The 9,083-nt window shown below is 49.5% G+C and carries 6 protein-coding genes; all 6 read right to left on the bottom strand.

The window, feature by feature from the left end; genetic code table 11:
• The coding region (locus A3754_RS06595) for a dynamin family protein (RefSeq protein WP_063519142.1) at positions 1-1,758 on the bottom strand (1,758 nt) is incomplete at its 3' end.
• Positions 1,758-3,485 carry a dynamin family protein gene (locus A3754_RS06590; RefSeq protein ID WP_063519143.1) on the bottom strand — a complete coding sequence of 576 codons (1,728 nt, stop codon included), beginning with the start codon at positions 3,483-3,485 and terminating at the stop codon, positions 1,758-1,760. The genes A3754_RS06590 and A3754_RS06595, both read right to left, overlap by 1 nt.
• A gap of 49 nt (positions 3,486-3,534) precedes the next feature.
• On the bottom strand, positions 3,535-3,873 hold the full coding sequence (locus A3754_RS06585; RefSeq protein WP_063519141.1) for a hypothetical protein: 339 nt from the start codon (positions 3,871-3,873) through the stop codon (positions 3,535-3,537).
• 259 nt (positions 3,874-4,132) lie between these two features.
• The gene (locus tag A3754_RS06580; protein WP_063519140.1) at positions 4,133-6,865 is read right to left on the bottom strand and encodes a hypothetical protein; all 2,733 of its coding nucleotides are present in this window, start codon (positions 6,863-6,865) and stop codon (positions 4,133-4,135) included.
• Positions 6,866-6,997: 132 nt separating this feature from the next.
• Positions 6,998-7,657, bottom strand: coding sequence for a HEPN domain-containing protein (locus A3754_RS06575; RefSeq protein WP_063519139.1), 660 nt, complete (start codon positions 7,655-7,657; stop codon positions 6,998-7,000).
• Between the two features lie 184 nt (positions 7,658-7,841).
• A partial coding sequence (locus tag A3754_RS06570) for an AAA domain-containing protein (protein ID WP_231880517.1) occupies positions 7,842-9,083 on the bottom strand: 1,242 nt, incomplete at its 5' end.

Genomic DNA, 9,083 nt, shown 5'->3' with positions numbered 1-9,083 from the left:
TTGCGTCATTAGTCTTGAAAACCCCTCCAACGACCTACGTATCGGAAGTGGCCGCACCGTTTCAATCTCAAAGGTTCGTTCTTCATAGCCGCCCATACTAAGTTTTCTGGCGAACCACGACCCCACACCCTCTTTCTCAACCCGTCGAGTTTCTTGAGAAACCCCCTCCGCCCCCTCAGCTTTTTCGTCAAACATATCCATAGCTCTTTGAATGACACTCCTTAAATCCGCCGGGAGTCGTAAATGCATATCCTCTATTTGATCTAAAAACTCTTGATTCGATGCCTCAACACCTTTATACGAAGCCACATTTAGTGCGCTTAGCCTTTCTTGAATTTTCTCTATATCACTATTTTCGACTTCACTTCGCTGCCCAGAGAGGCTCTCTAATACCGCTTCTTTTGTTTTAACAAAAGCTCGCCACTGGGCCTCAATAAAGTCATCAGACTGCGCTTCCAATATCTGAATTTTCTTCGACCTTACTTTTTCAATTGCCCTCTCCAGCTCCCTCCGACCAGATAGAACTTCAAGATTATCCATTAAATTATCAGGATTAGAAAAATAGTCTGGATAGTTTTTTTTCAGAAGCCCCATAGCGTGAGAAGCTGTTTCATCACCACTACTACCCTTCCCCAGAACCAGCGCCTCGCAAATACCTGCAGTCAAAATCAGCCGCTCCCCTTGGTTCTTCGCTATACTCTTGAGAATTTCATTCTCACAATTGGATAACGACCTCTCTGCTTGCTCGGCCATGGTGGCACGTAAAATTTCTATAGCCTGTGGCAGAACTCCTTTCGCATCTCTGCGAATACTGGAGTGCAACTGTGTATCAGCCTGGCTAGCCACAATATATATTTCCTGTGTGCCTTCACGTCCGCTCAGGCGATCCGCAAGCTCAAAATCCTGTTCACTCATGAACTGCCCCGCGGGACTCACAATAAAGGCAGCATTACACTCCTTTAAACGTTCATAAGTACGCTGCTCACGAGATTTAACTGGATCGTTAACGCCAGGGGTATCCAGAATCTCAATTCCCTTCAAGCTCTCCAGGGGCATTCCAAGATTAAGCTCACGGGTAAAAGGCATATAACGCCCCGAGGAGCCCACATAATCCATAAGCTGTGCATTTAATTCTTCCACGGTATTCGCCGTGAGCAAGCGCCGGTCTGTAAGCTCCCCCACGTTTACCGACGAATCTTTAATTCGCTTATATAAATCTGCAGCTGCAGAAAGGGCACCATCTTCACCCACTTCACGAAGAGCCTTTTTCCTAAGCAGCTCATCTTTAGGATCCGGAAGTGGCCGATTAGCACGCTCCTTCCTCTCTAAATGCTCTTCCCTGTAACGCTGAATAGCCGCATTTACTTCACGGTCGTATATTGAAGCTTTAATCTTCAAATCATCAATATCATCCTGATTAAAGAACTTTACTTCAGCGCAAAACTCACCCGCATATCCTATTGATGTCAGTGCCGCTGTCATAGGTGTCGCAGCTTTTGGAAGCACCTCTTTACCATCAAAGAGAAGCCCATTAATCAGTGATGATTTCCCCGCTTTTACACGACCAATAATACCAATCTTCAGATTTCTTCCTTCTTCCTGAAGAGTAGCCAGATGCGACTCAATCTCCTGACTACTATATACCCCATCATCTTTGATCAATCTTTTAATCGATGCATCACAGATATCATCATATTTAGCTAGAATGCTTTCTAAAGACTGGCGCGCCGAAAGAAGCCGATCTTTGCTCACTGTCATCAAACAATCACCTTTCTTGCATTCTCGTTAATCGCAGCCAGAATTTCTTCTAACTGTGATATGTTGCTTTTTATAGCTTGCAAATCCTCAGCCGCAGAGCTTGCAACCTCATCATATACTCTCTTCTGATTTTCAACCTTTGACGACACTTGCTCAGAAACAACTCTAATAATTTCGCTCTCGGTGGCATTAAGAGAATCCACGACCTGCGGCCTAACCTGTGACAAGACACTTGGAATTACTTGAGAGGATATGGCCTTTCGGTATTGTTCTGTCTCGCTTTTCTCACGGAACGCGTCAAAAAGCGCGCCAATAACCCCAGGAAGTATTGAAAAAACAACCTTCAAGACCGGATGCGGAATAGCTAATGCCGCCGTTGAAAGCATTCCCCCAACCGTTTTTCCTGCCCCCTCTTTCCCTGCATTCCCACGGGACGACGGGTTATCTCCCAGACCCGCAAGAGCAGACATAGCCTCGCTTTCAATTACTGAAATCATATTGTCGATCCAATTACCTTCGGATGAGAGGGAAAGCCCATTCAGAGATATATCGCCCGAAAATTGATATGCCACATCTTTGGTGATACGCCGAACGGCTTGCTGAATTTCCACCGTAAGCGTGGAACGGACAAGATCAGCAATACCGCGACACATTGCGTCCTCCCCACTTCGAGCCATCACAACAATTTCATCCAATGAACCATTGAGAGAGGCCTCCAATCTGCGCAAGACATGCTCGGCTTTCTCAGACAGGCGCCCTTCTCCTATTTCAGAAAGCATTTTCTCCCGCTCACTCTCAATTTTTATCAAGCTATTTTTTGCATTTTCAACTTGACGATTCAAATCGTCTTCCGACCCCGAAAGCGCACTAATCAACGTATTAATATGTGCACAAGCATCAAAATAGAGTGATTTAACCTGATCAAGGAAGATGCCATCAAACAATGACGATGCATCGGCTTCTTCCAGGGAGGACAGAAGATCTGCCACATCCTCCATATTGATTTGCCCCACAGAATCATCACCGGAAATTGATTCCATTTGCTCAGACACATACTGATGCGTGGATTTCAATTCCTCAGGGGAAGCCAAGTCCGTCATAGTTAAAAACACTTTGACATAACGCCCAAGCCCCATAATTTCATCAAGCCTTCGTACGTCTTGCCGACTAACTGTGCCCGCTTTTGCATTAACCATATACAAATACAATGCACCGCTTGTGATATATCGAAGGATTGCTTGGTTGTGCTGATCGAGACCGGAATCAAAACCCGGCATGTCGACAAGCACCAGCGGCTGAATCTCTTTCAACTCTCGGGAGTTAACATAGACCCTCACCACCTGATAACGCTCTGCTTCCGAAGACAGCACTGGTAGTTGGTCAACTCTATATTCGCGCCATTCACCTGACTGAGTCTGTGCCATCAAGCATTCAGATTCTGAATATCGAAGCTCTGCCGGGATAGCCGTTTCAGGTGTAACTTTCTCAGGAAGAATATTGCGACCAATCACCTTATTCAGTGCTGTAGACTTTCCTGTACTAAACCCTCCAACAACTGGCACATAAATTTCACCCTGGCTAACAGAAGAAGAAACCTGATCAAGCTCTTCGCCCCATTTTCTACCCACTTCTTCCATCATTGATGGAGCGGAATCTACTGCCTGAAAAAAATATTCGCCCAACCCTTTAATATAGTTAGCCAACTGTTCTTTTCTTTTAACTTCCATAACCACACCAATCCTCAGCATTCCAAAAAATCAAATAAAAAGAGCACCTTCACTCCTCGCTTACTTCCTTGGCCAGCCAAACTTGCCCTGCGGTAACAAGGATGCCAATAGCTTCTTTCGCCAATTTCTTTGCTTCTTCAGACGAGAACAGGGAATCTTTTCCTGAAAATTCATCTATCAACCCCGGAAGGTCATCAACCATTTCCTGCATCGTGTCTGATGACGCCCACAGATTCCCGGATGGATCCAGCAATCTATACGGCTTTAAAGGGCTAACCTTATCCAAGGTCTTGTTGTACTGGATTCGCCATCCTTGCTCTGAAACTTTGTCACTCCAAAATACTCCAGCATCCGCTGTCGCCGTTCCGAATAAACGCCTTACAGACATAACCACCTCAGGATATCTTATTTAAAAATCTCGCGATCACCCCAGTTCGCCTGGTTTCAATCTCCTCACAACCACAGCGCGGGCATTCATCCACCCATTCGCCTGGTGTCAGTACATCGCTTTTTGGCCTTACGCCCTTCTTCCAGCCGCATCGCGAACAATTCAAGACAAAAGGCTCTGGTCGAATCGGCATAACCCCAATCCTCCTAACAGCATAAAGGCGCTCTGGCCACATGCCAGAGCGCCTTTATTAATTTATCTACTGAACATTAAGAATGATGGACTTGGGACCAAGCAGGTCCGTCTCCCCGTTCACAGACTCCACATAAACCTCGTACTGCTCTTTATCTTCCAGGGACACGCTTATTTTCCTACCTGTCCAGGTCTGGCCCGAGTCGTAGTAAGTGCCGTCCACATCATAGCGAGCCTTCCAAACAATCGATTCCGGGTGCACAAACCCGTTTTTATCAAATAAGTAAGCCTCTAAACTTAAGCTTTCTCCGGTTTTTATATCTCTATTTTTCGGGCCCAGAACATAGACACCGTAGCTCTCTGGCATAGGCTTTCCGTTATCACTAACAATGCAGTGATCTCCTGTTGCGGCACCTGTTCCAACAGACTCATTCCCTTGCATGTGTGCTTCATAACTACATCCAGCGACGGAAAACCCTTCATTGAATAATGCTGCAAGACGCTCAAAACCATCGGTCCGTCCGCCCCAATATGTATAAATATTGCTGAGATCAGGAGAATTAACTACCAAGCCACTCCACAGATATAGCTGCGAAGACAACACAGAAGAACCACTTAAAAGCGATCTGTATGAAGTAACATCCTCCACATCAAACACTGTTCCTATAGAAACAACATCTCGCAGTGTCAACCCAGCATTTGCCGTTAATGTAGCCCTCTTTATTCCAACACCTTCCAAACTTGAGGTTCCCGAATAACCAGAAACGTTCAAATAACTTATTTTATCGCCGACAAGCTCTTCATTGTCGTAGTCAAAATCCATTTCACCGACAAAACGTATTCCAGCCCAAGCACCATCAATATTATTGGGTGAGGTCTTGATAGTGACAGGAGACACGGCCGTCCCATTCACATTCACACCGCTCTCCGCCACGATATACCAGTTACGATCCACTTGCAGAACGGCCCCCGCATCAATCAATAGGCGCTCATTAAACGTCGTATCACAGGTTACGAAATGGTTTCCGGCTGTCACCTTTATCGGGTCGACATAGTTACCACAAATATTGCCCGTCACTTCCACGTAGGGGATATCAACGCAGATGTTGTCTTCGATTTCCTGGTTTTCCAGGCAGCTATCAACGGGAACTTCACAGCCTCTTGTGGTTTCGATCTGCCCCTCAGGGCAAACAGGCGGAATCTCGGTGCATGCCACCCCATCCCATTGATATCCTTCATTACAGTTTTGGTATACATACTCACTAGCATTACAAGCTGAATCACCATATGTTTTTTGGTGATGTGTGTAACCATTGTCTGTACTCACATAACAGCTCTCGTGATAACAAACTTTGTAGGGCTCCCCCTGACCACCTGATGCCAATGCAAAGTATTCATTTTTCCTTTTGCTGTTGCTGCTGGCTCCACCAGGGCAATCAATTTCCGTTACTTCACCAAGCTGGGTATTCACAACGAAGTAGTTCATATCAGCTGTCCCATCGGAATCACCACCTCCGCTACCAGCCCCATCCTCACCATTACAAACATAGTGTGATTCGGATATTTCACTGCTATCCAGATATGCGTTTGCATTTGCATCCATCCCGGTATGCAGCACATACCCACCGGCTGAACAATTCGCTCCAGCCGCTTCTTGCTCCACCCTCACGAGAGACGAGATGGCAGAATCGCCATTTTCCCCATTACACAGGTAATCTGACTGATCGATTTCAGCCGCCTGTAAAATGCCATCTGCATTGTCATCTTGCCCGGTCTCGATCCGTTTCCCTCCTGACGGGCAGTTAACGCCTGCCGGCTCATCACTGACATTGACCAGAGCGGAGAGGCCGTCTTCTCCATCAATTCCATCTGTTCCATTACAGATATAATTTACATCGGTGACTTCTTCTGCTTGCAGCGTGCCATCTGCATTCAAGTCCTGACCACTGGTGACTTTATTCCCGCCTGCGGAGCAATTGGCCCCGGCAGCCTCTACCTCAACAGCAACCAGGGAAATTGAGTTTTCTCCATCTTCACCATGGCAGATGTACGCATTGCCTGTTATCTCGCCTTCACTGAGAAGGCCATCCTCGTTCACATCAAGGCCGGAGGAGACCTTGACTCCACCATTGTCACAGAACTGGCCAGGGCCAATATTTTCTGTTTTCACCAACGAGGAGTGCACAACCGGGCTAACCCCGTTGCAGATATATTTCGTCTGAATAACTTCATCGATATCCAGGGTGCCATTGCGATTGAAGTCCAAGCCAGAGGTTAATTTTTGACCCCCTGAAGCACACTCAGCACCTTCAGGCTCATTGGACATATCTAGCAAGCTACTGAATCCATCGGTTTGGCTTGCTGAAATCGAACAGACATAGCTACTCTGACTGACTTCCTCAGCATCTAGCACCCCATCTTCAGATGCATCCAGCCCCACACTCACCTTCAAGCCGCCATTGGCACACTCAAGGCCTGCCGAAATTTCATCTACACGAATCAGACTGGAAAGACCGTCCTCTCCCGAAGCGCCATGACACACTTGTTGAGATTCATAAATCTCATCGGGGTCCAGTACGCCATTGGTGTTGGTGTCGATACCCTGATCAATGGTAATCCCCCCATCCGGGCAGGCTTCGCTAGCTGTAAAGGCTGAGCGCTCTACCGTCGAGGGGTATAACCCATCTTCTGGTTGCGCTTGTGACGTACCGGTGTTCGATCCGCCACTTCCTCCACCGCCACCACCACAGGCAGCGAGGGAAGCCATAACCAGTAACGATGTGAGTCTCAGTGCTTTCACGAAGGGCTCCTTTCTTCGAATTCTTATCACTCGGGCTGACCTGATCCCAAAAGCAGGCCTTAGCCCGTTATTCACTTGTGCAATTCTATTCTCCAGCCGCGACACTCTATGTCGCAGCCAATACCCTACCCCTTACCCCGCCTTCACCACCGGAAAACTTGCCTGTCCCCACGTGGATCGCGGGTTATCCATCATGATCTCGATCACTACCGGCACCAGGTCATTCATGATTTTTATGCAATCGGTGATCTGGTTGCGGTTCACCTGCCCGCCCCAGGTGGCGCCACCGTGGATGAGCTGATTTCTCAGGACGTAGATGCGGTCCAGCGCGATGGAGAGCACTTTGGGGGTGTTGTGGCTAGAGATGGATTTGCGGGCGGCGTGCTTGGCGCCAGCAAAGCGCCTTTCCCATTCTGGCTGGCTCATGTTGCCTTTCTGGTATTCCCAGAAGGCGCGGACGACATAGGGGTTATCCAGCAGTGCGCTGATGGCACCGGAATAGACCTTCCAAACCAGTTTTTTCAGGCGCTGGCTGTTATCAAGGGTGTGGAGCTTTTCCAGGAAGGCATTGAAGGTGGCTTGTTCACTTAGCCCCTGCCGGTCATCAATTTCGCTAGCGTAGGCCGCATTGAAGGCAATCCACAGGAAGATGAAACGGCTGTCTGGGTCGGATTCCTGCTCGGCCCTATCCAGCCAGCTCAGGGCACGGTGAACGCGCAGACTCAGGTCTTCAGGATAATCATCCCGTTCCTGTCGCTGGCGTGTTTTGAGTGTTTCGTAGCAGGTCCCCATATCCCTCCCCCTGAGCGCCAACACCGTAGAAGCGTCAGCTAGAATCCTTTCTAGACCTGAAGGCCGTTCGTTTTTTGCTGTGAACCTTATCACACTCAGCCGAAATCACCAGAACGGCCATAGTTATCTATACTGACCAATGGTGATCGTTTAATAGCCAATATCCACCACATACAAGGCCGCTCTATGAGTCTTTCGAGGCGCGCTCACCCGCAAGTTTCTCACTTAGTACAGCATCCAGCTCTTCAAGCGCCTTGTGCTTATTCGTCCACCAGTCAGTGGACCACACCCTATACAACGTCCACCCCAGCCCCTCCAGCACACCCTGGCGGATCTTGTCGCGCTCTCGGGCATAGGCGGAGCTGTGGTACATGGCGCCATCGCACTCAATTCCGGCCAGATAAATGCCCGGTTTGTCGGGGTGAACAATGCCCATGTCGATGCGGTAGGCGGAGACGCCAATTTGGGGATGCACTGTCCAGCCCTTTTCCTGTAGCCCTCTGGCCACGGCCACTTCGAAGGGGGATTCAAAGTCGCCCATGGAGCCGTGTACCGCCGCGCCCAGAGCGGAGGCGCCACGTTCGGCGTATTCCAGGAAGTGCTTGAGGTCCGCCACGGCGCGGGCCTGGGTGCGGGCCAGATCAATACGCTCCGGTGGCATGGTGGAGAACACCACCATCTCGGAGCGAGCGCGGGTCATGGCCACGTTCAGGCGGCGCTCACCACCGGTACGGTTGAGAGGGCCGAAGTTCATGGTGACGTGACCGGCTTCATCCGGACCATAGGTGATGCTGAACAGAATCACGTCCCGCTCATCCCCTTGCACCGTTTCCAGGTTCTTCACGAACACCGGTTCCAGCTCGTCCTCGGAGAAGGCCCATTCGATGCCAGGGTCTTCCGCTCTGGCCTTGTCCAGCAGATCCTCTATCAGACTCTGCTGTTCGGTATTGAACGTCACTACCCCAATGGACTGGCTACGGACAGCCGGGTCGTCTGACGTCAGGCGACGCACGATCTCCGCCACAATGGCCTTGGCCTCGCCCTGGTTATGGCGGGCCTTTCCTCGGGCGTAGAAGCCTTCCGGTTTCACCAGTGACACGCCCTTGTCAGGGTGTACCGGTGCCGGGAAGGTGATCAGGGAGCTGTCGTAATAGCGGCTGTTGGAGAAGGCAATTAGACTTTCCCGGCGGGAACGGTAATGCAGGTTCAGCACGCGTTGGGGAATGCTGGCGCCGATCAGTTCGTCCAGGATGCTTTCCAGATCCCCTTCGCCATCAATGTCGCCATCCGGGTCATCATCAGAACGACCAAAGAAGTTGGTGGGCGGCATCTGCTTTGGATCACCGGCAACAATCACCTGCTTGCCACGGGCCAGTGAGCCCACCGCATCCCACACGGTAATCTGGGAAGCCTCATCAAAGATCAC

It is taken from the genome of Alcanivorax sp. HI0083 (assembly GCF_001635175.1).
This window is presented reverse-complemented; position numbering and strand designations above follow the sequence as displayed.

Excerpts from the sequence above, each read along its gene's own strand:
- A3754_RS06575 (WP_063519139.1), bottom strand. The coding sequence starts at position 7,657 with ATGGGGACCTGCTACGAAACACTCAAAACACGCCAGCGACAGGAACGG.
- A3754_RS06585 (WP_063519141.1), bottom strand. The coding sequence starts at position 3,873 with ATGTCTGTAAGGCGTTTATTCGGAACGGCGACAGCGGATGCTGGAGTA.
- A3754_RS06590 (WP_063519143.1), bottom strand. The coding sequence starts at position 3,485 with ATGGAAGTTAAAAGAAAAGAACAGTTGGCTAACTATATTAAAGGGTTG.